Annotated in this window: 23 protein-coding genes and 2 pseudogenes; 6 read left to right on the top strand and 19 right to left on the bottom strand. The window is 56.2% G+C overall.

The window, feature by feature from the left end:
• Positions 1-104 precede the first annotated feature (104 nt).
• The 10 genes from A4E19_08565 to A4E19_08520 all read right to left on the bottom strand — a co-directional run bounded on the left by A4E19_08565 (position 105) and on the right by A4E19_08520 (position 14,266).
• Positions 105-977 (bottom strand): succinate--CoA ligase subunit alpha, encoded by an 873-nt coding sequence (locus tag A4E19_08565; GenBank protein OQW30795.1) that lies wholly within the window; start codon positions 975-977, stop codon positions 105-107.
• A gap of 155 nt (positions 978-1,132) precedes the next feature.
• Positions 1,133-2,311 (bottom strand): succinate--CoA ligase subunit beta, encoded by a 1,179-nt coding sequence (gene sucC, locus A4E19_08560; protein OQW30794.1) that lies wholly within the window; start codon positions 2,309-2,311, stop codon positions 1,133-1,135.
• A gap of 80 nt (positions 2,312-2,391) precedes the next feature.
• Positions 2,392-3,975 carry a fumarate reductase gene (locus A4E19_08555; GenBank protein ID OQW30793.1) on the bottom strand — a complete coding sequence of 528 codons (1,584 nt, stop codon included), beginning with the start codon at positions 3,973-3,975 and terminating at the stop codon, positions 2,392-2,394.
• Between the two features lie 74 nt (positions 3,976-4,049).
• Entirely contained in the window at positions 4,050-4,763 is a 714-nt protein-coding gene (locus A4E19_08550) for a 4Fe-4S ferredoxin (protein OQW30792.1), read from the bottom strand.
• Between the two features lie 84 nt (positions 4,764-4,847).
• Positions 4,848-7,076: an isocitrate dehydrogenase gene (locus A4E19_08545; GenBank protein OQW30791.1), complete on the bottom strand. Its 2,229-nt coding sequence runs from the start codon at positions 7,074-7,076 to the stop codon at positions 4,848-4,850.
• A 25-nt stretch (positions 7,077-7,101) separates the two neighbouring features.
• Positions 7,102-9,351 carry an aconitate hydratase gene (locus A4E19_08540; GenBank protein ID OQW30790.1) on the bottom strand — a complete coding sequence of 750 codons (2,250 nt, stop codon included), beginning with the start codon at positions 9,349-9,351 and terminating at the stop codon, positions 7,102-7,104.
• Between the two features lie 156 nt (positions 9,352-9,507).
• Positions 9,508-11,328, bottom strand: coding sequence for an ATP citrate lyase (locus tag A4E19_08535; GenBank protein ID OQW30914.1), 1,821 nt, complete (start codon positions 11,326-11,328; stop codon positions 9,508-9,510).
• Between the two features lie 75 nt (positions 11,329-11,403).
• Positions 11,404-12,600, bottom strand: a complete 1,197-nt coding sequence (locus A4E19_08530) for an ATP citrate lyase (protein OQW30789.1) — start codon at positions 12,598-12,600, stop codon at positions 11,404-11,406.
• Positions 12,601-12,776: 176 nt separating this feature from the next.
• Positions 12,777-13,616 carry a hypothetical protein gene (locus tag A4E19_08525; protein ID OQW30788.1) on the bottom strand — a complete coding sequence of 280 codons (840 nt, stop codon included), beginning with the start codon at positions 13,614-13,616 and terminating at the stop codon, positions 12,777-12,779.
• 239 nt (positions 13,617-13,855) lie between these two features.
• Positions 13,856-14,266, bottom strand: a complete 411-nt coding sequence (locus A4E19_08520) for a hypothetical protein (GenBank protein ID OQW30787.1) — start codon at positions 14,264-14,266, stop codon at positions 13,856-13,858.
• Between the two features lie 100 nt (positions 14,267-14,366).
• Between A4E19_08520 and A4E19_08515 the strand changes: the two genes are divergently transcribed.
• Together A4E19_08515 and A4E19_08510 are read left to right on the top strand one after the other, a co-directional pair.
• Positions 14,367-14,726 (top strand): hypothetical protein, encoded by a 360-nt coding sequence (locus A4E19_08515; GenBank protein ID OQW30786.1) that lies wholly within the window; start codon positions 14,367-14,369, stop codon positions 14,724-14,726.
• A gap of 38 nt (positions 14,727-14,764) precedes the next feature.
• On the top strand, positions 14,765-14,944 hold the full coding sequence (locus A4E19_08510; protein ID OQW30785.1) for a hypothetical protein: 180 nt from the start codon (positions 14,765-14,767) through the stop codon (positions 14,942-14,944).
• A 250-nt stretch (positions 14,945-15,194) separates the two neighbouring features.
• Here the strand turns inward: A4E19_08510 and A4E19_08505 are convergent, their stop codons facing one another.
• From A4E19_08505 to A4E19_08495, 3 genes and pseudogenes are all read right to left on the bottom strand, one after another.
• Positions 15,195-16,343 carry a hypothetical protein gene (locus tag A4E19_08505; protein OQW30784.1) on the bottom strand — a complete coding sequence of 383 codons (1,149 nt, stop codon included), beginning with the start codon at positions 16,341-16,343 and terminating at the stop codon, positions 15,195-15,197.
• A 171-nt stretch (positions 16,344-16,514) separates the two neighbouring features.
• Positions 16,515-16,822: pseudogene (locus A4E19_08500) on the bottom strand (transcriptional regulator).
• 10 nt (positions 16,823-16,832) lie between these two features.
• Positions 16,833-18,011 (bottom strand): hypothetical protein, encoded by a 1,179-nt coding sequence (locus tag A4E19_08495; GenBank protein OQW30783.1) that lies wholly within the window; start codon positions 18,009-18,011, stop codon positions 16,833-16,835.
• Positions 18,012-18,049: 38 nt separating this feature from the next.
• Here A4E19_08495 and A4E19_08490 point away from each other — a divergent pair, with 38 nt between their 5' ends.
• Entirely contained in the window at positions 18,050-18,298 is a 249-nt protein-coding gene (locus A4E19_08490; GenBank protein ID OQW30782.1) for a hypothetical protein, read from the top strand.
• 144 nt (positions 18,299-18,442) lie between these two features.
• Here the strand turns inward: A4E19_08490 and A4E19_08485 are convergent, their stop codons facing one another.
• The 5 genes and pseudogenes from A4E19_08485 to A4E19_08465 form a co-directional block, all read right to left on the bottom strand.
• Positions 18,443-19,777 (bottom strand): ferredoxin oxidoreductase, encoded by a 1,335-nt coding sequence (locus A4E19_08485; protein ID OQW30781.1) that lies wholly within the window; start codon positions 19,775-19,777, stop codon positions 18,443-18,445.
• A gap of 39 nt (positions 19,778-19,816) precedes the next feature.
• Entirely contained in the window at positions 19,817-20,581 is a 765-nt protein-coding gene (locus A4E19_08480) for a 2-oxoglutarate:ferredoxin oxidoreductase (GenBank protein OQW30780.1), read from the bottom strand.
• A gap of 115 nt (positions 20,582-20,696) precedes the next feature.
• Positions 20,697-20,927 (bottom strand): annotated as a pseudogene (locus A4E19_08475) (hypothetical protein).
• 22 nt (positions 20,928-20,949) lie between these two features.
• On the bottom strand, positions 20,950-21,666 hold the full coding sequence (locus tag A4E19_08470; protein OQW30779.1) for a ferredoxin oxidoreductase: 717 nt from the start codon (positions 21,664-21,666) through the stop codon (positions 20,950-20,952).
• 24 nt (positions 21,667-21,690) lie between these two features.
• Positions 21,691-22,584 (bottom strand): ferredoxin oxidoreductase, encoded by an 894-nt coding sequence (locus A4E19_08465; protein OQW30778.1) that lies wholly within the window; start codon positions 22,582-22,584, stop codon positions 21,691-21,693.
• A 465-nt stretch (positions 22,585-23,049) separates the two neighbouring features.
• On the opposite strand from A4E19_08465, the gene A4E19_08460 reads away from it, so the two are divergent.
• The 3 genes from A4E19_08460 (at position 23,050) to A4E19_08450 (ending at position 24,642) form a co-directional block, all read left to right on the top strand.
• On the top strand, positions 23,050-23,298 hold the full coding sequence (locus A4E19_08460) for a hypothetical protein (GenBank protein OQW30777.1): 249 nt from the start codon (positions 23,050-23,052) through the stop codon (positions 23,296-23,298).
• 26 nt (positions 23,299-23,324) lie between these two features.
• The gene (locus tag A4E19_08455; GenBank protein OQW30776.1) at positions 23,325-23,744 is read left to right on the top strand and encodes a 7-cyano-7-deazaguanine reductase; all 420 of its coding nucleotides are present in this window, start codon (positions 23,325-23,327) and stop codon (positions 23,742-23,744) included.
• A gap of 91 nt (positions 23,745-23,835) precedes the next feature.
• On the top strand, positions 23,836-24,642 hold the full coding sequence (locus A4E19_08450; GenBank protein ID OQW30775.1) for a diadenosine tetraphosphatase: 807 nt from the start codon (positions 23,836-23,838) through the stop codon (positions 24,640-24,642).
• Positions 24,643-24,656: 14 nt separating this feature from the next.
• On the opposite strand, the gene A4E19_08445 is transcribed toward A4E19_08450, so the two are convergent.
• Entirely contained in the window at positions 24,657-25,202 is a 546-nt protein-coding gene (locus tag A4E19_08445) for a hypothetical protein (protein OQW30774.1), read from the bottom strand.
• Positions 25,203-25,248 lie beyond the last annotated feature (46 nt).

Here is a 25,248-nt window from a genome sequence, read left to right as displayed (position 1 = left end):
CGTCACACCTGCCCCACGGAGGGAAGCTGATGCACTGGCTGGAGAGATGACGCCCACAACGTCGTGGTGAAAGAAGATGGGAACAGGAGCACGTACTCGGAAACCTATCGTCCTAACGCTTTCTTGACCGCTTCGCCGATCTCCGCCGGATTCTTGACGACTTTGACCCCGGCCGCTTCCAGGGTTTTCATCTTTTCGGCTGCGGTTCCCTTGCCGCCGGAGATAATGGCGCCGGCGTGGCCCATGCGGCGGCCCGGAGGCGCCGTGATGCCGGCGATGAAGCTGATGACCGGCTTCTTCACGTGTTTCTTGATGAACTCGGCCGCTTTTTCCTCGGCGTCGCCGCCGATCTCGCCGATCATGACAATGGCCTGCGTCTCCGGGTCTTTCTCGAACAACGGCAACACATCGACGAACCCCGTACCGTTGACCGGATCACCGCCGATGCCGACGCAGGTCGTTTCACCCAAGCCCAACGTCGAGAGCTGGTGCACGGCTTCATAGGTCAAGGTGCCGCTACGGGAGACGACTCCCACCACGCCTTTCTTGTGGATGAAACCCGGCATGATGCCGATCTTCGCTTCATCGACCGTGATGACGCCCGGGCAATTCGGTCCGATCAGCCTCACCTCGCGACCGCGGAGCGCCCGCTTGACCTTCACCATATCGTTGACGGGAATGCCTTCGGTGATGCAAATGACAAGCTTGATGCCCGCATCGGCCGCTTCAAGGATGGCGTCGGCACAGAACGGCGGCGGCACGAAAATGAGCGAGGTATCGCACTCGGTCTTCTTCACCGCGTCTGCCACCGTGTTGAACACGGGAATGCCTTCGACCTCCTGACCGGCCTTCCCCGGTGTGACGCCGGCGACGACCTTCGTTCCGTAGGCCTTGCACTGGGTCGCATGAAACGACCCTTCCTTGCCTGTGATCCCCTGCACTACCACCCGCGTATTCTTATTGACGAGAATGCTCACGATTCCCTCTTTTCCTCTCCTTCTTTTTCAAGAAGGTGTGACGGGCTGGGTCTCACACTGCGCGCATCCACCGAGCACCGCCCATAGTGATCGTCAACTATTAATCCCGCGTGCGCGATGGGCGAGCACTGAGACTCTGCCCGGCGCACCTTCTCCTACGCCGCTTTCCCCGTCAGCTTCACAATCTTCTGCGCCGCTTCCCACAAGTCATCGGCCACGTCCAGCTTCAACCCGGACTCCCCCAACAGTTTGCGTCCTTCCTCGGCATTCGTCCCTTGCAGACGTACGACCAGCGGGACCGTGATCTTCACTTCTTTGGCCGCTTCGATCACGCCATGCGCGATGCGCTCGCAGCGCACGATGCCGCCGAAGATGTTGATGAAGATGCCTTTGACGTTTGGATCTTTCAATAGAATGCGGAACCCGGCTGCCACCGTTTCTTTCGTCGCGCCGCCGCCCACGTCCAGAAAGTTCGCCGGCTCGCTGCCTGCCAGCTTGATGACGTCCATCGTCGCCATGGCCAGTCCCGCCCCGTTCACCATGCAGCCGATATTCCCGTCGAGTTTGACATAATTCAGATTGTTGGCCGCGGCCTCGATCTCCAACGGCTCTTCCTCGTTCAAATCCCTCATCTTCTGCACGTCCTCGTGCTTGAAGAGACCGTTGTCGTCGAACGACACTTTCCCATCCAACGCCACCAGTGTTTTTTCCTTGGTGATGATCAACGGATTGATCTCGACCAATGCGGCGTTCTTCTCCATGAAGAGGCGGTAGAGGCTGTCCAGGAGCTTGACGAACTGATTGATGACGGCCGGTTCGATGGTCTGGAGGCCCAGCGCAAAGGCCACATTGCGACCGTTGTGCCCCTGGAATCCGACGGCGGGGTCGATCGCCTCTTTGATGATCTTTTCCGGCGTTTTTGCAGCCACTTCTTCGATCTCCATCCCACCTTCTGTGCTGGCGATGAAGGTCGGCCAGCCTGTATCTCGATCGACAAGAAGGGAAAGATAGAGTTCCTTGGCGATGTTGGCTCCCTCTTCCATCAAAAGGCGGTGGACTTGGCGTCCCTTGGGACCGGTCTGATGCGTCACCAGCGTCTTGCCGATCAGCTCCTTGGCCAGCCCGGCCACAGTCGCCTTATCCTTGGTGATCTTGACGCCGCCGGCCTTGCCCCGTCCACCGGCATGGATTTGTGCCTTGACGACGAACACCGGCGTATTCAGCTCATTCGCCCAGGCCGTCGCAGCCTCCGGAGAGGTAATTTCCTTGCCGCGCGGCACCGGAACGCCGAATTGGGCAAACAACGACTTCGCTTGGAATTCGTGCACGTTCATCTGAATCCTTTCAGGTTAAGGTCGAGGTGAAGGCTGAGCCGTGCGAAGAATCATATCCATCCCCACTCAACCGTGGAGCCTCAGCCTACCTTCCGAGTGTACGCCGGCAGAATCATCGGCGAAATGACACCGCTGACATTACCGTGTTTCTTGGCTTCGGCGCGGAATCGCTGCAGGTGTTTCAACGTGAGCTTGCCCTGTTTCACGGTGCCGATCCGACCGGCCGCGGTCAGGCCGGACCGCTTGCCGAAAACCATGAGATCGAGCAGCGAATTGCCCATCAAGCGATTGCGTCCATGCAATCCGCCGGAGGCTTCTCCGGCCACGAAGAGGTGCTTCACGTTCGTTTCCGAGTTCGTATCGATCTTCACGCCGCCGTTCTGGTAATGCAGCGTGGGATAGATCAAAACCGGGTCCTTGCTGATGTCGATGCCGAACCGCTCGAACTGGAGCATCATGGCCGGGAAATGTTTCTCCACTGTTCCGGGCCCATGCTCCGCGTCCAGCAACGGGGTATCCAGCCAGACCCCGACACGGCCGGACATCGTTCTGATCCCGCGGCCTTCTTCGCACTCACGGATGATCGAAGACGACACGACGTCTCGCGTGTCGAGTTCGTTCACGAAGCGTTCCCCCTTCGCATTCACCAGCTGTCCGCCCTCGGAACGGATGCCCTCCGTCACCAAGGCCCCGATCAATTGCTCGGGATACACCGCGCCTGACGGGTGGTACTGGAACGTATCGATATGGGCCAACTTGGCGCCCATACGGTAAGCCAGGCAAAGTCCATCTCCCGTGGCCCCATAGTGGTTGCTGGTCGGGAATCCCTGAATGTGCAGCCGGCCGATGCCTCCGGTCGCGAGAATGACCGCCTTGGCGGACACCACCACGTGCCGCTGATTATCGAGATCTTTGAAGATGGCGCCGGTACAGTTTCCTTCGCCGTCGCTCAACAATTCAATGGCCGCGGCAAATTCGAGTAATTGGATTTTTTGATTGAGGACCTCGTCCTTGAGCACCCGCATGATTTCGAGGCCGGTATAGTCGGAGCAGGTCAGCAGGCGAGGCTTGGAACTGCCGCCGCCCTTTTTCACATGGAGATTGCCGTCCGCCTGACGATCGAACAGCACCCCGAGCTCGATCAGCCACTGGGCAATCGACGGTCCTTCCTCGACCATGACTTTGAGCAGGGCATGGTCGTTCTCCATATGCCCGCCCTTGAGGGTGTCGATGAAGTGCGTGACCGGTGAGTCCTCCGGCGCGACGGAAATCTGCATCCCTCCCTGCGCCATCACGCTGTTGGAATCCCCCAATCGCAGCTTCGTGGCAAGGATCGTTTTCGCCCCGGCGCCATGGGCGTGCAACGCGGCCGCGCACCCGGCTCCGCCACCGCCGATGACCAAGACATCGGTCGTGTAATGCGGCGTCGGATCGAAATCGTCCTGAATCGGGCTGTCGCCTTCGAGCAAGGTGGCCAATTCGACCACGGTCTTCTCGCCTTCATTGGGGCCGAAGCGAATCGGTCGATAGGCGCTGGCTCGAAAGTCCGGATGGTACTTGTGAATCAGTTGGTCGCGGTCCGCGGGAGAAAACTTCGGGAGGGTCTGCTTGCGGCGGGCATCCCGTGTTTTGTGCACGATTTGTTGGAGGGCGTGAATATCCATGTCAGGCTTTCTGCGACAAGCGTTCAGCGCTCCCATCTCGGAAAGCTGAGCACTGACGACCGACTGGGTTCAGACTATTTCACCATGGCGCAGTGCTCGGCCAGTTCCTTCTCATTCATGTTCAGAATCTTGCTCCACTCCTCGGCATATATCCCGTCTTGAATTTCCTTGATGCGGGTATCGAGGCCGACCGGCTTCTCGGTGAAGTGCGCGCCCTGTGCGCGACTGACATAGAGCGCCACGAGGTTCGGCGCGATATCGGCGATGCAGACCGGCGTGCACATGCCGCACATGACACAATCCATGAACATTTCGGAGACGCTCTTGAAGTCTCCGAAGACGGCCTTCCACACCCCCTCGCGGACGTCGATCTTCTGTGGGCAGGCCTCGGTGCAGGCGTTGCAATTTCGACAAAGCGGCGCTTCGGGATACAGATTGAACAGGTCTTGTTTGGGATCTTGGAGCGTCTGAATTTCGTAGGTCGCCTTGCGCGCGGGAAACGGCGGCATCATCGTGAAGGACATGCCGTCCTGCACCGCCATCTGACAAGCCAAACAGGTACGGACTTTGGGATCGTCCTTCGTGCGATAGTAGGTCGCGCAAGCGCCGCAGAAACCACCGAGGCAACCGACGCCGCGCACGACGTCGATACCCGCGTACCACATGGCCTTCACAACCGTGATCCCTTCCGGCACGTCCACTTTCTTGCCGGCGATTTCGATCGTGACCATCCGAGGTTTCATGATCTCGGGCTGATCGATCACATTCTCTGTGTTTTCTTGAGCCATTACTAAGTTCCGCTACCAGCTCTCAGCCGTCGGCTTTCAGCTTCGAATTTTCATGAGCTGATCGCCGACGGCCAAAGGCCAGTTCTATGCAATCGCATCGATGATCGCGTTCAACGTCGCGCTCGGACGCATCGCCTTGGAGGCCTTGGCATCGTCCGGATGATAGTAGCCGCCGACATCCTGCGGCTTGCCTTGCGCGGCGAGCAACTCCTGATCGATCTTCTTCTCATTGTCGCTCAAATCCTTCGCGATTTTCTGGAACTTCTCCGCGATCTTTTTGTCCGCCGTCTGCGCGGCCAAGGCTTGCGCCCAGTAGAGGGCGAGATAGAAATGACTGCCGCGGTTATCGATTTCACCGACCTTGCGCGCCGGCGACTTGTTGCTCTCGAGAAACTTCGCATTGGCCTGATCCAGCGTGTCCGCCAAAATCTTGGCCACCGCGTTGTTCCCCACCTTGGCCAGATGCTCCAGCGAAGCCGCCAATGCCAAGAATTCGCCGAGCGAATCCCAGCGCAGATACCCTTCTTCTTGGAACTGCTGCACGTGCTTCGGGGCCGATCCTCCCGCGCCGGTCTCGAACAGACCGCCGCCGTTCAACAACGGGACGATGGAAAGCATCTTGGCGCTGGTGCCGATCTCGAGAATCGGGAAGAGATCGGTCAAGTAGTCACGCAGGACGTTCCCGGTACAGGAAATCGTATCCTTCCCTTCCTTCATCCGTTGAATCGACCAGCGGCACGCTTCCGCGGGAGACATGATCTTGATTTCCAGCCCGTTCGTGTCGTGCTTCGGAAGATAGGCATTCACTTTCTTGATCAGTTCCGCATCGTGCGCCCGATCCTTGTTCAACCAAAAGACCGCCGGTGCACCGGTCGCCCTGGCTCGAGTCACGGCCAGCTTTACCCAGTCCTGAATCGGGGCATCCTTCACCTGGCAGGCGCGCCAGATGTCACCCTCTTCTACCTTATGCTCGTGCAGCGTCTTGCCCGAGGCATCCACGATACGGATCGTCCCGTTGCCCGGCGCCTTGAAGGTCTTGTCGTGCGAGCCGTATTCCTCCGCCGCCTGCGCCATCAGACCGACGTTCGGAATCGACCCCATGGTGCGAGGATCGAACGCCCCATTCTTCTTACAGAACTCGACCACCTCGTGGTAGACCGGCGCGTAGCTGGCGTCAGGGATCACGCACTTGACGTCCTGCAGTTGGCCTTGGGGATTCCACATCTTGCCGGAATCGCGGATCACCGGCGGCATGGAGGCATCGATGATGATGTCGCTCGGCACATGAAGGTTCGTGATCCCCTTGTCGCTGTTCACCATCGCCATCGGCGGTCGCTTCTGATAGACGGCCTGGATGTCGGCTTCGATCGCCTTCCGCTGATCGTCCGGCAGCGCCTTGATCTTCGCATACACGTCGCCGAGGCCGTTGTCCGGATCAACACCAAGCTTCTTGAAGGTCTCACCGTGCTTTTCAAAGACATCCTTGTAATAGACCGTCACGCCATGGCCGAAGATCTTCGGATCGGAGACCTTCATCATGGTAGCCTTCATGTGAAGCGAAAAAAGAATGCCTTTTGCCCTCGCATCCTCAATCTGCTCTTCCAAGAACTTCCGCAGCGCCTTCACACTCATGAAGGTGGCATCGAGCACTTCACCGGCCTGCAGCGCGACTTTTTCTTTTAAGACGGTGGTCTTCCCATCCGCCCCGACGAATTCGATCTTCGCCGTCGTCGCGGCGGGAATCGTGAGCGATTTTTCATTTGAAAAGAAGTCGCCTCCCTTCATGTGGGAGACATGGGTCTTTGAATCGGGAGACCAAGCCCCCATCTTATGCGGGTGCTTACGGGCATAGGCCTTCACCGACAACGGGGCGCGACGGTCCGAGTTCCCTTCGCGCAGAACCGGATTGACGGCACTGCCCTTCACCTTGTCGTACCGAGCCTTGATGTCCTTTTCCTTGTCGTCCTTCGGATTTTCGGGATAGTCCGGCAGCTTGTACCCTTGTTTCTGCAGTTCCTTGATCGTCGCGACCAACTGCGGAATGGAAGCGCTGATGTTTGGCAGCTTGATGATGTTCGCTTCCGGCGTCTTGGCCATTTCGCCCAGCTCGGCCAAGGCATCGTGTTGTTTCTGTTCCGCGGTCAGGTATTCCGGAAACACGGCCACCACACGACCTGCGAGCGAAATGTCGCGCAGTTCGACCGTGACGCCCGCCGCCTTCGTGAAGGCATTGATGATCGGCAGGAATGAATAGGTCGCCAACATCGGCGCTTCGTCGGTTTTCGTATAGATGATTTTGTCTGCTTTTGCCATGGTTTTCCCTCTCTCGATATATCGGTTAGTTCAGGGCGTTCAACGCTGAACCGGCCTTGAACCAAGTGATTTGTTGTGCCGTCATACTGTGGTTCGCTTGAATCTTCACGTCGCCGCTCGCCTTGTGAATCACCACCGTCACCGGCTTGCCGGGCGCCAAATTCGCCAAATCCACGACACTCAACCGATCGTTCATGTCGATCTTGTCGTAGTCCTTTGGATCGGCGAACGTCAACGGCAAAATGCCCTGCTTTTTCAGGTTTGTTTCATGGATACGCGCAAAGCTCTTCGTGATGACCGCGCGCACATTGAGAAACCGAGGGGACATAGCGGCATGTTCCCGGCTGCTGCCTTCACCGTAGTTTTCGTCGCCGACCACGATCGATCCGATGCCCTTGGCCTTGTAGGCACGCGCGATCTGCGCGATCGTGAGATTCGCTTCACCGGTCAGGACATTGGTGCCCTTGCCCGGCTCCGAGGCAAAGGCGCTGTTGGCGCCGAGGAACATGTTGTCGCTGATCCTGTCCAAGTGGCCGCGGAACTTGAGCCAGGGACCGGCCGGGGAAATGTGGTCGGTCGTGGTCTTGCCCTTGGTCTTGATCAAGAGCGGGAGCTTCTCGAAATCCTTCCCGTCCCACTTCGGGAACGGCTGCAAGAGTTGCAACCGTTCGCTGGTCGGCGGAATATCGACGGTGAGTACATCGCCATTGTCGGCTGGCGCCACGTAGCCCTCTTCACCTTTCGCAAAACCCTTGGCCGGCAACTCCTCACCCACCGGCGGTTGGAGCTTGAACTCCTTGCCATCCGCGCCTTTGACCGGCTGATGGACCGGGTCAAACCCAAGATCACCGGTGATCGCATAGGCCGTCACCACTTCCGGACTCGCCAGGAAAGAGAGCGTTTCGTTAATGCCATCATTACGGCCCGGGAAATTCCTGTTGAAGGAGCTGACGATCGAATCCGCTTTGCCTTTCACCCCGTCTGCCCGCTTCCACTGACCGATACAGGGTCCGCAGGAATTCGACAACACGGTCCCGCCAAGTTGCTCGAACGTCTCCAAGAATCCGTCACGCTTCATCGTGTGATAAATGCGTTCAGACCCCGGGGAAATCAAGAACGAGGCCTTCGCCTTCAAACCGGCCTTCAAGGCTTGCCGCGCCACATGGGCCGAGCGGCTGATGTCTTCATAGGATGAATTGGTGCAGCTTCCAATCAAGGCCGCTTTCAGTTCGACCGGATAGCCCTTCTCCTGGGCCTCTGCTCTCAGTTTTGAAATCGGTCGAGCCAAGTCCGGCGTATGGGGACCGACCACATGCGGCTCCAGCTTCGAGAGATCGATTTCGACGATCTGATCATAGTACTTCTCAGGGGACTGACTCACTTCCGGATCGGCGGTCAGCAACGCCTTGTTGGCCTGGGCCAATTTCGCCCACTCACCCCGATCCGTGATATTCAAATAGTCGACCATTTTCTGATCGAATGGGAACACCGACGTGGTGGCGCCCAACTCCGCACCCATATTGCAGATGGTGCCCTTACCGGTCGCGCTGATGGTCTCCGCACCGGGGCCGAAGTATTCGACGATCTTGTTCGTGCCGCCTTTCACCGTGAGCAAGCCGCAGAGGTAGAGAATCACGTCTTTCGGCGAGGCCCAGCCGTTCAACTTGCCGGTCAGTTTCACCCCGATCAACTTCGGATGGAGCACTTCCCACGGCAACCCGGCCATCACTTCGCCGGCATCCGCTCCTCCGACGCCGATCGCCAACATCCCCAACCCGCCGCCGTTCGGCGTATGAGAGTCGGTCCCGATGATCAAACCGCCCGGAAACGCATAGTTCTCCAGCACGACTTGGTGAATGATGCCGGCGCCCGGCTTCCAGAAACCGATACCGTACTTCTTCGCGGCGGAGGCCAGGAAGTTATAGACTTCCTTGTTCTCGTCCATGGCGCGGAGCAGATCTTTTTCGGAACCCATTTCGGCGCGAATCAAGTGGTCGCAGTGGATCGTGCTCGGCACGGCGGCTTTCCTCTTGCCGGCCTGCATGAACTGCAACATCGCCATCTGCGCCGTCGCATCCTGCATCGCCACGCGGTCGGGGCGGAGCGACAACATGGCTTTGCCGCGCTCCCACTGCTGAGTATCAAAGTTGTCCGCGTGCGAGACGAGAATCTTTTCCGCCAGCGTCAACGGTCGGCCGAATTTCTTTCTGGCCTTCTCAAAGACCTCCGGCATCTTGGCGTAGAGTTTCTTCGCGAGCTCGAGTGACATTGCGATCTCCTTACGAACGGGCGTGGGACTAGGAGCCAGGAGCCAGGGAGTCGCTCTCCCGGACCACGCTCCATCACCAGCCTTCAGTTAGGGCGGCGTGCTCCACCACTCAGAAGGCGGCGGAACCTCCCGCAATTATTTCAGCGGTGGCACTTCGCGGGCCTATTTCAACGGCGGGACCTCACGCCGTTTGGGCGCCGCATAGTTCACCAGGTAATCGAACAACCGAATCAAGCGGCTGTCTTGCCGCTTCTGATCGACCCAATGGCCGATTAAGCCGATCGTGCGCGACAGAATGAAGAAGCCGTTCAAACTGTCGATTGGGAAGCCCAAATCGACCAGCACGGCCGCCATCGTGCCGTCCACGTTCAGAATCAGATTGTCTTTCTTCGCTGCCGTCACCTGCTCGACCTGCAAGGCGAAATCAAGACAGGGTGTCTTGATATTCAAACTCTTCACGTACCCCACGAGTTCCTTCACTCGTTTATCCGGATTCCGCAAACTTTTCACTCGATGACCGATGCCGGGCACAGGCCCGACGTTTTTCTTCATGTAGACGAGAAAGTCGTCGACCGTCATCTTATTGTCGACCGCATACTTGAACCAGCGACCGGCATCTGTGACGGCGCCGCCGAAGCGCGGACCGATCATGATCAAGCCGGCCGCCACTGCTTGTGATAAGCCGATCCCGGCGCAGGCCGCCAGAATCGTCGCATAGGCACCGCTCACGCAGGGCCCATGATCGGCGGAGAGGATGATGATGCGCTTGATGATTTCCGCTTCCTGTTTCGAGATGAGACGTTTATCCCACAGCAAGCCAATGACGTGTGGAATTTCGTAGCCCTTGTTGATGAGTTCGGAAGCCGGGTATCCGTCATAACAGGGTTCGTCGCCGCGGTCGTCGCTGATGGTGGTACGAATCAATGGCGCGGCGATCACCTCGTCGGCCTTCATCGCTTCTTCGACGGTCTTGGGAAGCTTCGGCAGACTGGTCGGCTCGATGATTTCCTTGACCTGTCCGGACTTCAACAATTCCTGATACGTTTCCTTGATGGCAGGGCCCAAGGCACCAAAAGTGGGGGGTACAATCGCACCCGCTTTCTTCAGGGCATCGGACTTGGATCGAGCCGACCCTTCGCCTTTCATGCCCTCTTTGGCTCCGGCGTGGCCGAACTTCATGCCCTTCGGCAAGCTCTCCTGGCAGAAGCCGGAGACCACACCGATGAGCTTGACCCGCCGCTTTTTCGCGCCGTACCACTCGGCCGCCCGCTCTTCGAGATCGCCGCCCATCTCGCCGACGATCACGACCGCCCTGGTTTGCGGATCGTTCTCGAACATTTCGAGATAACTCACATAATCGGTACCGGGATAGGCATCGCCGCCGATGCCGATCGCCGTCGTGATCCCGTCGGCGAACTGCGAGCAAATCCAGATGATTTCATTAGAGAGCCCGCCGGACTTGGTAATGACGCCGAACGACCCTTCTCGATAGAGCTTGGACAGCACGAGGTTGTCGAATGCGCCGCCGATCACACCCAACCGACAGGCCCCGGCCGAAATGATGCCGATCGAAGAGGGGCCGTTGAACACCTTGCCGAGCTTCCGTGCATGGGCGCCGAGCAGCTTCGCGTCCTTCTCCGGGACACCCTCGGTGATCATGGACACCACTTTGATGTGGGGATCGTCCAGCGCTTCCATGCCGCCTTTCATTGCACGGTCCGCTCCGATATAGACCAGGCTGGTGTTGATGGTCGGATGGCTCTTCGTCGCTTCCGCGATGGTCTTGTAGACCGGGATGGCGATGAGCCCGCTGCCGTAGGGAATTTCGTTGGTCTTGCCGGCGTCAGGCGGATAGACAAAGGCTTCGACGTTCAGCGGGCGCTTGATCAGGTAGCAAAACTCGGCCATACGGCGGGCCGCATTGACACCGGCGGCACCCCCTTGAATCACGACGCGGGTGTCTTTATTTGCCAGAATACTCATCGAAAATCCTCCAACAGTGAAGCCTTCAGCGGTCGGCATTCAGCCGACAGCCGATGACTAATAGCGATAGCTCTTTTATTTTTGCAGCGCCTTGTCGACGATATCCGTCAGCGGGGTGTATCGATCGAAGACGTTGATGTCGAAGCCTTCGTCCTTCAGCGCGCGCATCGCGTCCAGCCCTTCTTTTTCGCGGGGCCCACCGCGCCGCACCCAGATCTTCACGCCCTTCAGTTTCCCGTCGCCCTTCGCTTTGCGGAATCCGTTGATGATGCCGCCAAATGTCTTCTTCACGTCGGTGAAATTAGCAATCGCGCCGCCGACGATGATGTTTTTAATACCGGGTAAGGAGCAGATCTTTTCCGTCAGCACCTCCACCGCCCAATCCGGGGGATCGCCAGAATACTCGGCGTAGTTCGCCAACTTGCCGCCCCGCGCCACGACCGCATCGGAGTAGTAGACGCTGGCTCCGCCGCCGGCGGGAAGCATCGCCGTATCGCCGCCTGGGATCTCGATGAACTTAACGGACCCCTTGATTTTACTGTCGACCGCCATGACTTCCATTTCATCCTTGCTGTAGGCACGGCCGAATTCGGCCGCAAACTGGAAGTTCCAATCAGGATGGCGGAACTTGGCGTCACCGTCCAGCAAGGTCACGGCATCGAGGGCGACCAATTCGCCGTCGCTCTCGCGTGTCACGACGGGATTCACCTCCAGATACTGCGCATCTTCATTATCGAAACAGATGAACATCTTGCCCGCAAAATCAGCCATCTTCTTCGTCAGGCCACCCGAGAAGCCTGCGTCCTTCGCCAACCGCTCCAAGGCTTCCGGCGTCGGCTGCTGTCCGACCTCCAGGGAGAGGCGTTTGACGCGATCCCAGTTCGATTCCACTTCGATGCCGCCACAGTTGGCGACGAGGATCTCGGTACCTTCACGGGTTGACTTCACCGCGCAATAATATTCTTCCTTATGCGGGATCATTTCGGAGATGATGACCTGCGTGACGGTAATGCTGCCGACCTGGCGACCGATCATTTCCTTCGTGGCACTGACGGCCCCGCTGAGGTCAAGCCCCACCTTGACCAATCCCAACTTGAAGCGAGAGCCTAACGCTTCATGCGCTTTCGCCACCAGCTTGGAGGTCTTCATCCAGTCATTGACTTGCCCAAGCTTGGCAAGTTCGTCTGCGGAAGTGACAACGACATAGTTGGGGGTATGAATGCCCCACTTCTTCATCAACCCCATGCCGGGGCCTTCCAACACCTTTGCCATACGAATTCTCCTTCGTCGTGAACTCAGCCAATAGGGGAGCAGGATTCTAGCGGAAATCGACAGGATGACTCAAGAAGCCAGAGGAACTAAGCAATGAGGGTTCAAAAGACCTAGCATCAAATTCCACGGTTCACTTTCTCTCTAAACCCATAAAAAATAGGAATTTTCTGGGGAAGCTATCCTCCGGCCCGGCTGGACTGACAGCGGGGACAAAAATATGAGCTTCGCTCGCTGTGAACACGTCGAATCACTCCACCGCACTGATTGGGGCAGGGACGACTCCCTTTTCCATAAACCAGATGCCGCCGCTTATACTGTCCTTCGGTTCCATCAGGGGCAAAAAAGTCTCGCACGCTCGATCCCCCACAGGCGATCGCCTCACGAAGGACTTCTCGCATGATGTGGTAAAGTTTTTCCACCCTGTCCACCGACAGTCTGCTGACTGGAATCTGGGGATGTAAACGGGCCCTGAAGAGAATCTCATTGGCGTAGATATTTCCGATGCCGGCAATGACTTGCTGATGCATCAAGAGTGATTTGAGCCGGCCACGTCGCTCGTGCAACAATCTGACAAAGTCCTGCTGCGACACGAGCAGCGGGTCGATCCCGAACCGCCGAGCCAGGTATCGCTCAAGTCCCGTTTTGTCCAAGAGCGAAAGCCGCCCGAACCGGCGAGGATTCCAGTACCGTAATTCCGGCTCACTCGCCCCCTCGAACATCAACCGGGCATGCACATGCTGCGGATGCTTCGTCGGGGTGGACCGGAACAGCAGAAGGCCGGTCATCCCGAGTTCAGCCACGACATAGCGACTGGTCTGATCATTGACACATTCAAGGGCGATGCTCTTGCCGTATCGCTCGACCGACCGCAACGTGACGCCTTGATACCACAATCGGGCGGAATACCCTTCGCGAACGATATCCTCACGCCCGATCCACACATCCCTCAACTGCGCTCCAAGGAGGCGCGAACGGATCTGTCGAGCGACGACTTCTGCTTCCGGAAGCTCCGGCATAACTCATTCCTGGGTGGACGCTGGCGTGGCACTCCATTACGCCATGAGAATGGAGGAAAGGCAAGGTCCGCGACGCGAAGAATAATGAGCGTCACGCCTATGGACGCCCGCCGAGTCGGGAGGCGGCGGTGTCTTCGAGAGCGGCAGTGTCCCACGAGCGCCCGGTATCTTAGAAGCCGAGTCGCTATCTTTGTCTGAGTAACGTGAGAACGAAACGGGAGGACTTTCTCAACAACCTGCTACGCGGCGCGCCGGAGTTGGCGGACTTGCTCGATCGCGACTTGCAGATTAGGCAGCGGCATGGCTCCCGGGCGTCGAGCCATGACCAACTTTAGGACCTCATCGTAGGTCCGGCCTTCCACACAACACAGATAGGCCATAATCACCGAAACGGAGCGCCCCATGCCCGCTCGGCAACAGACCAGCGTTCGACCTTTTGGCGCGCGTGGTTCAAGCCACTGCACCGCTTCCATCAACTTATGCGGATCGGCCTTGGCAAACTCTCGAAACGGGATTCGATGATAATCCACCCACCCCGCCGGTGTAAGGGAAAACTCCTCTGCCACCAGCAGAAGCGCCTCGATCGCCTCAGGCGGTTCCTGCGCATCATCGATGCTCCCGACCAGGAGATTTTCCGTAATCACATGCATTGCGCTGTCAGTATATCGCGACGCTGATGGGCGTCAAGCGATCTGTGTTCGGCCGGCGGTCCGCTTGCGCTTTCAATTCTCGGGCCGCTATACTCGCGATATGGTCACGATGACCCAGCAAGAAGTCGAACGTCGTCTGAATACGGTGCAATGCGCGGTCTGCAAACAATCCAGTTTCGCGATCGATGAACGGTTCATGGGAGCCGACGGCGATTGGCGAGGCATCTGTAAGAAGTGTTTTTACACGTTTCCGGTCTATACCGATATGGAGTTTTATCTGCGGACGCAGCCGGATGTGCCGCTGCGATTACGGGAGATTTCGTGCACCGCCTGCAATCATCGCGGCGTGAGTCTTGATTTTCGAGCGACAGTCTCTGTGCGGGATGCCTATTACTTCGTCACATGTCAGGGTTGTAATCGACAATTTGTTGAGCGTTCTTCGTTAGAGGCCTTTGAATAAATCCGCCTGCGTTTGAGTGTTTAGTGTATACTGCACCCATGTCTGACAACGTCAAAAAGGAAGTCCCCTCACCAGACGAAAAACCCAAGGCGAGAAAAGAGATCCCTCTCATCGCCATTCAGGATGATGATGCTGTGATGGCCGAGGAAATGGCCGATCTCTTCGAAGAAGATAAGGTGTCCCACCAGCACGGCAGTTCAGAGCCGGAAGCGGACTAGCGTAACAAGCTTACAGCTATCAGCCGTTAGCTTTCAGTTCAAGACAATACGATTCAACACAGCGGCGCTGGCCGTCTTGCTCTTGCTCAGACGATCTTGAAGTATTTGAAGGCTCCAGCGAGGTGTGCCCGAAGGGTTCGTCATTGCTCGGCTGTGCAACGTATTCCATTTGTTGACTGCGCCAATGGAACTCGAACAGCTCAAAAAAGCTCTGGAGTGAACCGTGACAAATTACGTGGTGCCAGTCACACTAAGGATGGGACCTTGACGAAGGTTCCGTCATCATTGGCCTTCGATATACTGGTCGGAAAGGCCAATAGTCTTGAGTGCCTTCTTTTTGATTGAGCAGAAGGGATTTGGAATCTCTATCAAGCAACATGCTGCCTGGCCATTGATATCTCATATTCTCAAACGTGGTCTTAATCTCGCCGGTTGAGCTCATGCGATAGGTTCCCTCGTATTTGACCACGTCATACCCGTAGTACGTCATATTGACAGTGTGATCCGGGAAAAACGTCATCTCCCACTCGTCTACCTGCCTATTCCCGTCCCCGGATCGGAAAGTAATTGAGCCATTCTTCGACATTAGACTTTTCAGTTCGGCTGTGGCCGTCATAGCGGCTGGTTCGCCAAATGGCGCTGACGGCAAAACATTACCTCTCCTGGATGTTTCCGAGTTAGCAAAGCTGATAACGATATCGGCATAGTCATATGGACCAAAAGACTTTTCTGAAGAGCCTTTTTCCGCTCTTATCTCCACTATACTGATTCTCCGAAACGACGTCCCGGAAGGGACAAACGACTCACCGGGCCCCAGCGTATGAAGTTTCCCATCGACAAATACCCGGACGTTGGCGAGGCAGTATCCAGCTCCCCACTCGACTTTCCGTTCGAGGATATGAAGAATGTTGCACTCGACAATGGCTCCCTCTCTAAGGTCAATGCGTGTATCATCGTGCAGATAGACGCCATGCAAATAGTCACGGGTTATTAGATGCTTCAACTCGCCTTGACCGGTGCGGATCTCTACCTCGCTATCGATATGGTAGCAGCTTGTCGAATCCAGGATGAGGATATCCCCAACCTGAAGCTCGATGAGAGCGCTTTGTTCGGGGCCAATGGAGACATGATCGTCCCACGCCCTCTTTCCCGATGGATCATTTGCATAGGCTTTTGCAACGCCTGCTTTCAGATCAATGTTCACTGACCGTCCGATATACGCTGCTAAGTCGAGCGACTGGACCTTCGTCAAATGAACAAGGGTGCTGTTCGTTTGGACTCTTTCGACCGCGCTAACGGTCCCTATTCTTGCTTTAGGCACATCACAGTCCACGCTGTACGCTGGATTCGGTTCGCAGCATGCGACAATTAGGGCGGTGATCACTGCGTATCTAGTCATAGCCGAATTCACTTTCAGTGCACCCTTCTCACACCGCCAGTTTGGTACTGTGAAGCTGCTTTTGGCGTTGTTTGGGCAACTTCACACTCACGTTTTGGTGCAAGACCGCTCAGCGCTAATGAGAAACGTCATTGACGCGTCGCTTCTATACCCCATCGCTTGGCGAGTCTTTCAAGCAATCGTCAGCGGAGATTTGCGGTTGATTCTGCCCTTAGCTTGCTTTGCTGCTTCCCACAGATCAATCGCTCTCTGGCGTTCAACCAAAACTCCGGGCTGATGCTGAACAAACGAGAGAGCCGCAGCACCATTTCTGGGCTCCGAAGCACTTCATTCACCGTCTGGCGCGACACTCCGATGGCCTTGGCAAATCCTGATACGGTCAGCTTATAGCCCGGCAGGAAGTCCTCGCGCAACATCTCTCGAGGATGAGTTGGCCGGACCTTCCGAAATCCTTTGTATAGCCATACCAAACCTCGCATCAATGATACCTTAAACGGAACGAATGAATTGTACCTTTGCATCCCGCTCGATCCGTCCCAACGCCGACACCTTTCCCCTCCGTTCCTTGTGGACGATCTCTTCGATCTGCACGATCGCCCCGCGATGCCACTGATCGAAGGCTTCGTTTTGAGGAGAGGCAAGACGATCCTGCCGGCCCACTTCCTGCCTGCCTTGTTCATTGCAGAGCCATGCCCGCTTCTCTCCTTTCAGTTCTCGTAGTTCGCTGACCACTCGATAGATGTGTGACTGTCGGCCGACGATAGTCTTGCCATCCTTTCGAAGCAACAGATAGGAAAACTTCAGGGCGTCTTTGATGAAGCCGACCGCTCTATCGATTTCCTGAATCGACATTGGCGGTTGCCAAGCCCGCTCTTCATGGCACCAATCATCGGGCTTCACCAATGCGGGACAACTTCCCTCATGGAGACAGGGGCTATAGATGGTGCAGTGCTTTTCTTGAAGGAGTCTGTCGCGCACGTGGTGCAGTGATCGGGAAGTTTCACGTAAGGCGGGCTCTACGATTATCATCGTGCCGTGCACGGCGAGCATCGACAAACAGTCCTTTACTAAGCCCGTTCGGGCGTCGATCGGATCAGTCTCACCTGCATGGATCTCATTCAAGCAATTGGCCAGAATAACGAGATCAAACGGCCCTTTCGGCCGGATCGGTTCCATCCATACTCGTTTTTCTAAGTCCTCCTCATACTTCCCGAAGCTCGCGTTCCGGATATCTGCCGCCTGACAATATCGTTCCCATACCTGTTCAGCTTGTCTGAGGGACATCATGGAAGCATCGACAGCGGTTACTGACAAGGTATAGGACGGCTCTTGCTGATACCACCAATCGAGGACGGCCAAGGCGCCGGTCCCCGGGCCGGATCCAATATCCAGAACGGAGAACCGCTGACCTACCTCAGGTGTCGGCATCTCATTCAGCAAAGTCTGAACTTTTGCAAGATTGACCGGCAGAAAGTACTGAAGATAGGCAGCCGCACATTGCGGATCGTCCAGATAAGTGTGCGTGAGGGAGTCCCGCTTTGTAGTGAAACGCCGAGACAGTTCGAGTACCCTCTGTGTCAAATTCCCCTGTGAAAGACCGTCCCTCTCGACCGTCTCATGGATCACACGAAGCAATATCGGCGAGACCGTAGCGTTGTGGGGTCGCATTCCGGTAGTGTATGCTCTGCTTATTGCGGAGGACAACCATGACGGATGACATCCTGAAAGCCTATAAAGACGTCGAATCAGCCGTAGAACGCTATATCAGGCTCTTGCACGACCATGTCACGATGTTACAGAACGTGGAACCGCCCGGCTCCGACAAGGTCGTCCGCCTGACGGCCGGCTCGAAGGCGATGACTGATAGTGCCTCAATTTATCTCTCATACGCGAAGTATGTGGCCTACGGCATGCCGGCCAGCGAAGAAATGATAGAGGATGAAATTCAAGGGTAACGACGGTACTCGTATCTCGTGAAGCGTCCGTTGCAATGCTTGCGGGATCGTTTCACGGATGACGGGCCACGCGGCGGCCAAAGCAAAAGAGCCTGTCCGGTCTCCCGGACAGGCTCTTTATTTCATTCACGAGAATATGCTGACTCAGATGCTGCGCATGAAGTGGGCGACCTCGTCCTGATTGACGACGCCCCCCATGATCTGCGACATCGCAACGTTGGTAGACTTCTTTCCGCTCACACCGGATTCAACCTCATCCACGATCAATTCCACCGGCATCGACTGACCACCATACACGCGCGGGCCGCCGATGATTTTTGCGTTGGAGAACCCGTAGATGGCGGTCGCCACTTCCTTCGCCAACCAACCGACGTAATTGAATTCAGGGACTACGATCAGCTTGGCCTTGCCGCACAACTGACGGAGTTCCTTCGTCGGGAACGGACGGAGGGACCGGACTTTGATCAATCCGACCTTCATGCCCTTTTCCTTGCAGAGACGAACCGCTTCGCGCGATTGCGCGGCAGCGCTGCCGGACGCAATGATGATCACTTCGGCATCGTCGACATTCTCTGCCGTGAGCAATCCGCCCAGATACCGATCGATGTATTTGCGCGAGCGCTCGACTGCCGCCCAGACTTCCTGTTGCCAGACGGCGTGAATGTTGTACGCCATGAAATTTGATTTCTGGACCGGCGCATCGCGGGACAGACGAGCGGGAGGATTTTCTGCATCGAGCACCGGAACAGCTCCGCGCCAAGCTTCTCGCGGCGGCAACTTGATGCCACGATCCTGCATGCGCACATAACCACGGGCATGCGTTACAAAGAAGCCGTCGCAGCAGACCCCTACCGGCAATGTCACGTCATTCTTTTCGCTAATCGTGAAACCGGCCATCGTAAAGTCGAACATATCCTGCTGATTTTCGGCGTGGAACACAATCATGCCGCAGTTGAGCAGGTAGGACACTTCGATGTTGTCCGGTTGAATGGCCAGCGGCGCATTGACCACGCGGCAGGTAAACATGGCGACGACCGGAAGACGGTGGCCCGGCCAAGAGGCAATCCCTTCCAGACCGCGCAGCGTACCGGGTCCGGCCGTGGCCGTATAACATCGGACACCCGAGCGCGATCCACCGGCAATCGCCGCCATCACGCCCACCTCTTCTTCGCCACGGTAGTATTCTTTCACGTACCCTTCGCCGTAGAGTACTCCGACGAGCTGCATGGTTTCGCTCTGCGGCGTGATCGGATAGGCGATGGCCAAGTCCACATTCGAACGGCGGATCGCCTCCTTTGCCGCTTCGCTGCCTGTAATGAACTCTTTTGTCCGAGGCGCCTCGTGAAACATATATTCCGGCGTCACCACCCGCTGCCTTTTCGCTTCGCCATGGGGATCTTTTTTCCCATCCGACTTTGGCACCGCGACGCTGGTGATCGGATCGCCTTGTGGATTGGTTTTGACTTCGGTCTCGCTCATGGTTTCACCTCTATAAAGATGGTGAGCTGTGCGCTCAACCTACCCTTCTCGCTTCATCTGTTCTGCTGAATGACCGAACATCGCCGCGCTGCCGGCCCCCCCCGGTGTCGGGACAAAGGCCATCGGATTGGTATGGGTCTTTCCGCCATGCACTTTTGATTGCGTTCCGGTAAAGCGCACGTTCTCACCGTTTTCCGGTAATTTGATGCCCATTTGTTCACGTACCCGCTTGAAGATTTGAGCAACACGCTTCAATTTGGCCGTATCTGAATCGCGAATGGTGAGCATCGCATCCTCATGGCCCTGCTCGGCGCAAATTGCCATGGTGCAGCAATTCGTCCCCGCTCGGATCATCTTGAGGGTCAAATTCGCGTAGTGACAATGCACACCGATGAAGATGCAGGCTTCGATCTTATTGCCCCAAATCGTGAGGTTGGGATGATTGGGGTTGATGACTTCTTCGGGATCGATCTTCGGATACTTGGGCCGATAATCCGGCATTGGAATGATCATGACTTCCGGAATTTGCGCGGCGATTTCCAATGTCGCTTTTGCTTTTTCCACGGCATGGTCGTTCCAAGCCCAGAGCAACAGCGGTCCTGGGAAGAGAGTCGCGTTCGGACTCGTCAGCATTTTCCGCGCCATCTCTTCAATGACGACTTCTTCATTCGGCTCCAGTAACCCATAAAACAAACCCTGCCCAGGATCCGGTAGTGACACACCCAATTGCGCGGCTGACGGAGGATGGAAGCCCGCAGGCCCGGGTACGATGATGCGCTCTCTAGTATCCTGTGTTGTTGCCACGCCCTTCCCCTTTCCTCGATACTTATCCGACGACCGGACTGGCCAAAACGGCCGTCGTGCTCTTTTCACCATAGGTGATGTTCTCTGTCAGAGCCGCCTTCGGTAACTGATCGATCATGATCATCTTGATGGCGTTGTTCTTGGCCATGTTGTCGCAGACCCACACGCATTGCGCGCAGCCCTTGCAGCGATCCACTGCCACGTAGGCCGAGCCGTATTTGAATCCCTTATCCTTGCCCAGTTCGTCGCTGTACTGAATCGTATTGGCCTCCGGGCAATATTGCGTACAGAGCTTACAGCTCTTTGCAGCACAGATTTCAACACTGATATCGGCTACGAGGTACATAAAAACTCCTTATGTGGCTCGACTACGCGGTGGCCGTTGCCACCGGCTCTTCCGCACGCTTGACGTCGGCTGAGGCCCACCCATGGTCGACGGCATAGTTCCATCCCGCCCGCATGACAGCCACGTTTTTCTCGATCAGTTCCTGTTTCTTCTTGAACTTTCGCTCCACAACGCTGTCGAGCGCAGCGGTTCCGCCGGACACCACGAACCCTTTGCCGAGGAACCGATCTTTCACCGCCTGATCCAGCCCGGCCATACTGGTCAAACCCGTAATTGCGCCAATACAGCCCATGAGCGCCATGTTCGTGGCGAGATCCATACCTGCGACTTCCAATGAAATCTTCGTCGCGGGAAAGTAATAGAGTTTCGCGCGACGCTCTTGCAGCTCACGCGCCTGATCTCTGTGGAGGTTCATCGGCCCATCGTTATTGATCAAGGCAATCCCATCTTCCTTCAGGCCAAAGTAGAACGGCATCGTGTAAGACTTGCCGTGCGTAATGACCTGCGGATGAAAGATGATGATGATATGCGGAAAAGTAATTTCGCCAATTTCATAAATCGGCTCATCCGAGACCCGGACGTAGCTCTCGACCGGCGCCATCCGCTTCTCCGATCCATAGAACGGTACGATCGTACTTTCTCCGCCGGCATTGATGACGGCCGTGCTGAGAATATGTGAACCAGTGACGACACCCTGCCCACCGACACCCGCCATTCGAATATTGAAACGTTTTGCCATGATTAACCTCCCCCTCGTGAGTGCTTAGGCCTTGCTCGGAATGGCAGCAGCGGGCTTGGCAAGAAACTCCTTATACCCGTAGCGCTCGGTGAGGTATTGCTTGGCTTCTTCGCTGACATATTCCGTGAACTGATACCGGTCGTTCTCGACCGTCTTCGCATCTTCCATGACCTTGTCGGTCGGAATGGCATATTCGATATTGCACGACGTGTAGGCTTGTATATAGGTCGATCCAACCTCGCGCGCGATCAACACGGCTTTCTTGATGACGCTTTCCACACGGCGCGGGTTGTTCGGCACTACCGTGGCGACATAGGCACACCCGGCAACTTTCGCCATCTGCACCATGTCCATTTTCTCGAACTTTTTACCGAGCGGTGCCATCTTGAGTACGGCGCCGCGGTTGGTCATACCGCTCTCCTGGCCGCCGGTGTTGCCATAGACCTCGTTGTCCAACATGATCGTCGTGAACCGCTCTTTTCGGAACCAGGAATGGAGCACCTGTTGAAATCCAATGTCCGCCGTTCCACCGTCTCCAGCCATCACAACCACGTCCTTCGGCTTGTCGCCGAAGCGAAGACGGAGACCTCGGGACAGACCGCTCGCGACTCCATTCTGATCGCCGTAGTTGCCGTAGACAAAGGGAATTGCAGCCTGAGAGATGGCAAGTCGACCACAACCAGCAGTGCCGACCGTAATGGTGTCTTCGGGATTGGGAAATGCGATCATGGCGAGTCGAATGAAGAGTGTCATCGCGCAACCGGCACACATCGGATGCTCTTCCAACACTTCCTTGAAACTTCCCATTTGGGAAACAGTGACCTTTTTCCCAAAGGGCCCATGTTCCACCATGTCTCGATATTCCTTTGGCATAAACTTCTCGAATCCATTGGAAAATTTGACATAATCAAGACTCATCCGGCACCTCCCTTATATCGTTGGCAACGGGCGACCGCTGCTCATATTTTTTCACACGACCGACATGCATCGAAAAAACTTGGGGGCTTGGAGATTTGGACTACTTAAATGGTCACCTAACCTCGGGCATCCTAGCAAAGCGGAAAAAAGACTGTCAATCTTTGCCGGTCCTTTTCTCGCCCTGAAGCTATCCCCACATACCCAACATACAGACTCCTTACACAGACTCCCTACTGACTCCTTTCGGGATTTTTTAACGAACTTTCTTTGATAGTATAACGCCATGAAAATCAAAGCAACTTCTAAGATGGCCCAAGATATCCAAAAGAAGGCCTAGATTCAGCCAGCAAGATAGGCCATTCGCCCCAAACGGCCCAATAAGTGAGGACACCTTTTTAAACTTCCTATGCGTCATGTCACGTTTAGACATTGCTGATCCACTGCATTCCGTTTACACTGCACATCATGCCATTACGCGTTCTTATCCCGGGTGAAGATGATGCCGGTATCCATGTCGGAGGCGTCCATAAACGTCCGCCGATTCCCGACAATTCAGTCAAGGCTGAATGTCCGAAATTCATGGCACACGGTCCCTGCGGAGGGGTCCGCAAAGGTGGACTTTGTGAGGTCTATCCTGAGATGAAGTGTCCATGGGTGTCGCTCTACATCGAACTGGAGAAACTCGGCCAAACTGAATGGATGAAACAAGTCTGAATAGTGAATGTAAGAGATAGAGGTAGATGGTGAAGGGTAAAACGGTGAACAGGAACGGGCGAACGACTACGCTTGGTTACAATGAACGGCATGCAAAGAGCGGAATTCATTCTCCGTTGCCTGAGATTGAAACGTTCCCGAACCAGTACAAGGGCTACGAGATCACGATCGAGATTCCAGAATATACGGCCATCTGCCCAAAGACCAATTTGCCGGACTTCGGAACCATTACCCTGCACTACATGCCCGACAAAGAATGTCTCGAGCTCAAAGCGCTCAAGATGTACATCCACGCCTACCGCAATCTCGGTATTTTTTACGAAAACGCCGTCAACAGGATCCTTCACGATATTGTCAAAGCCTGCCGTCCCGTCTGGGCATCGGTCACCGGTACATTCACCGCACGCGGAGGCCTGTCGAGCAAGATCGAAGCGAAGTATCCATAGGCGATCCGCAGCAAAGCTGATAAATTCAAGAACCGCACTTCCTTTCCCCTTCACCTCCAGATGCTAAAACAGACGGAGGCCAAGTCAGTCCATGGCGACATACGCAATCGGTGATGTGCAGGGATGTCACGATGCCTTGCAACGTCTCGTACGGCGGATCCGATTCGATCCGGCCAAGGATCGTCTCTGGTTCGTCGGCGATCTGATCAATCGAGGGCCGGACTCGCTCGAAGTCCTCCGCTATGTGAAGACACTCGACGGCTCCGCGCGCACAGTGCTCGGCAACCACGACGTGTTTCTGCTCGCTGTTGCAGAAGGAATCGTGCCGCTACGACCGAAAGATACGATCCAGGATGTGCTGGCAGCTCCTGATCGGCACGAACTACTCGCTTGGCTCCGTCAACAGCCGCTGCATCACCACGAGAACGGTTTCCTCATGGTCCACGCGGGACTACTGCCGCAATGGACGATCGCGGACACTGTGCAATATGCGGAAGACGTAGAGGCTGTATTGTCCGGCCCCACCTATCGAACCTTTCTCCAAGAGCTTTTTTCCGGTCCGGCGCCGCAGTGGACCCCTTCGCTCGTGGGAATAGACCGGCTGGTAAGTATTGCGCGTGTATTGACCAGACTCAGAACCTGCACGCCGACCGGAGAACTGTCCGATTTTTCCGGCCCACCTGAAAAAACTCCTAACGGGTTCGCTCCCTGGTTTCGCATCCCCCATCGTCGCAGTGGCGACGCCACGATCATCACCGGCCACTGGGCGGCCCTGGGTCTTCACCTGGAGCCCGGCCACCTCGCACTAGACAGCGGCTGTGTGTGGGGACGGCAACTGACAGCGGTTCGCTTAGAGGATCGCGCCGTCTTTCAGGTGGACGGGTATGTGGAGCGGTGACTTCTCTTCGCCGGTTAGAATCCCGCAACGAGACGGGCCAGAGGAACCTTTTCCCCAATCCCGAACGAGATGGGTTCTTTGACCTGGTCCGGGTCTGTGTAGGTTCCAAACAGACGATCCCATAGACTGAATGTCACGCCGAAGTTGGTGTTATAGAGGGCCGGATCGCAGCTATGATGAATATGGTGATAGCGCGGCGTCACCAGCACCCACTCCAGCCGATTCGAACGCCAAGTCACGTTCATATGCATCCAGTCGTTCAGCACCATGTGGGAAGACAAGGCCAGCAGATACATCCACCAGGGGGCCATACCGAATAAAGAAGATGCGAACATCCATGGCAAGTTGAAGAAGACCAGTTGAGTAAGCGATGTCCGATAGCCGGCCAACCAGTACATGGTGGTTGGCGAATGGTGCCATCTATGCATTCTCCACAAAGGGGCGAGATGCAAAAGCCGATGAATCCAGTAGGCTCCGAAATCGCCCACTATGTAATAGAGTACGAACAGCATCGCCGTCGGCAAGGCCAAGATGGCTTCCGGAATGGCAGGATGAATCACGATCCTTTCACTTAGGGAAGGTCTGATTTATTCTCCGCGCGGAATG

The sequence above is a fragment of the Nitrospira sp. SG-bin1 genome, assembly GCA_002083365.1.
In the GTDB taxonomy this organism is placed as follows: domain Bacteria; phylum Nitrospirota; class Nitrospiria; order Nitrospirales; family Nitrospiraceae; genus Nitrospira_D.
The sequence above is the reverse complement of the archived record's forward strand: the minus strand, read 5'-3'. Positions and strand labels throughout refer to the sequence as shown.

Coding starts and splice junctions, on each gene's coding strand:
- sucC (OQW30794.1), bottom strand. CDS start 2,311: ATGAACGTGCACGAATTCCAAGCGAAGTCGTTGTTTGCCCAATTCGGC.
- A4E19_08555 (OQW30793.1), bottom strand. CDS start 3,975: ATGGATATTCACGCCCTCCAACAAATCGTGCACAAAACACGGGATGCC.
- A4E19_08550 (OQW30792.1), bottom strand. CDS start 4,763: ATGGCTCAAGAAAACACAGAGAATGTGATCGATCAGCCCGAGATCATG.
- A4E19_08545 (OQW30791.1), bottom strand. CDS start 7,076: ATGGCAAAAGCAGACAAAATCATCTATACGAAAACCGACGAAGCGCCG.
- A4E19_08535 (OQW30914.1), bottom strand. CDS start 11,328: ATGAGTATTCTGGCAAATAAAGACACCCGCGTCGTGATTCAAGGGGGT.
- A4E19_08530 (OQW30789.1), bottom strand. CDS start 12,600: ATGGCAAAGGTGTTGGAAGGCCCCGGCATGGGGTTGATGAAGAAGTGG.
- A4E19_08525 (OQW30788.1), bottom strand. CDS start 13,616: ATGCCGGAGCTTCCGGAAGCAGAAGTCGTCGCTCGACAGATCCGTTCG.
- A4E19_08520 (OQW30787.1), bottom strand. CDS start 14,266: ATGCATGTGATTACGGAAAATCTCCTGGTCGGGAGCATCGATGATGCG.
- A4E19_08515 (OQW30786.1), top strand. CDS start 14,367: ATGGTCACGATGACCCAGCAAGAAGTCGAACGTCGTCTGAATACGGTG.
- A4E19_08510 (OQW30785.1), top strand. CDS start 14,765: ATGTCTGACAACGTCAAAAAGGAAGTCCCCTCACCAGACGAAAAACCC.
- A4E19_08505 (OQW30784.1), bottom strand. CDS start 16,343: ATGACTAGATACGCAGTGATCACCGCCCTAATTGTCGCATGCTGCGAA.
- A4E19_08495 (OQW30783.1), bottom strand. CDS start 18,011: ATGCGACCCCACAACGCTACGGTCTCGCCGATATTGCTTCGTGTGATC.
- A4E19_08490 (OQW30782.1), top strand. CDS start 18,050: ATGACGGATGACATCCTGAAAGCCTATAAAGACGTCGAATCAGCCGTA.
- A4E19_08485 (OQW30781.1), bottom strand. CDS start 19,777: ATGAGCGAGACCGAAGTCAAAACCAATCCACAAGGCGATCCGATCACC.
- A4E19_08470 (OQW30779.1), bottom strand. CDS start 21,666: ATGGCAAAACGTTTCAATATTCGAATGGCGGGTGTCGGTGGGCAGGGT.
- A4E19_08465 (OQW30778.1), bottom strand. CDS start 22,584: ATGAGTCTTGATTATGTCAAATTTTCCAATGGATTCGAGAAGTTTATG.
- A4E19_08460 (OQW30777.1), top strand. CDS start 23,050: ATGCCATTACGCGTTCTTATCCCGGGTGAAGATGATGCCGGTATCCAT.
- A4E19_08455 (OQW30776.1), top strand. CDS start 23,325: ATGGTGAAGGGTAAAACGGTGAACAGGAACGGGCGAACGACTACGCTT.
- A4E19_08450 (OQW30775.1), top strand. CDS start 23,836: ATGGCGACATACGCAATCGGTGATGTGCAGGGATGTCACGATGCCTTG.